Below are 452 nucleotides of genomic sequence, written 5' to 3' on the forward strand. Positions count from 1 at the left end.
GGAACTTTCCCAACCGTTATTGCTGCGGGTTCTCAAGGAACTTTTGATGTTCAACTTGATACAAATACCGCAAATACTTTTAACGGAGAACTTTCATTTACAACCAACGACACGGATGAAAACCCGTTTAACTTTGCTGTTTCTGGTGTAGTTTCTCCCAACCCGGTTCCCGAAATATCCGTTATTCAAAATACCACTAATATTGCTGACAATACCGGAACGTTTGACTTCGGAACTTCGACGGTTGGAAGCGTAGTTAGCAAAACCTTCACTATCGAAAATAACGGAACTGCTGACTTAACTCTTTCGGAGTTAACGCTTCCCACCGGGTTAACTTTAGCGGGAACTTTCCCAACCGTTATTGCTGCGGGTTCTCAAGGAACTTTTGATGTTCAACTTGATACAAATACCGCAAATACTTTTAACGGAGAACTTTCATTTACAACCAACGA

Annotated in this window: 1 protein-coding gene; it reads left to right on the forward strand. The window is 41.6% G+C overall.

Annotated elements, in window-relative coordinates; all coding sequences use genetic code 11:
• Nucleotides 1-452: choice-of-anchor D domain-containing protein (locus M595_RS28540; RefSeq protein WP_023070018.1), on the forward strand; the 452-nt coding region annotated here is incomplete at both ends.

This window comes from Lyngbya aestuarii BL J (assembly GCF_000478195.2).
Taxonomy (GTDB): Bacteria; Cyanobacteriota; Cyanobacteriia; order Cyanobacteriales; family Microcoleaceae; genus Capilliphycus; species Capilliphycus aestuarii.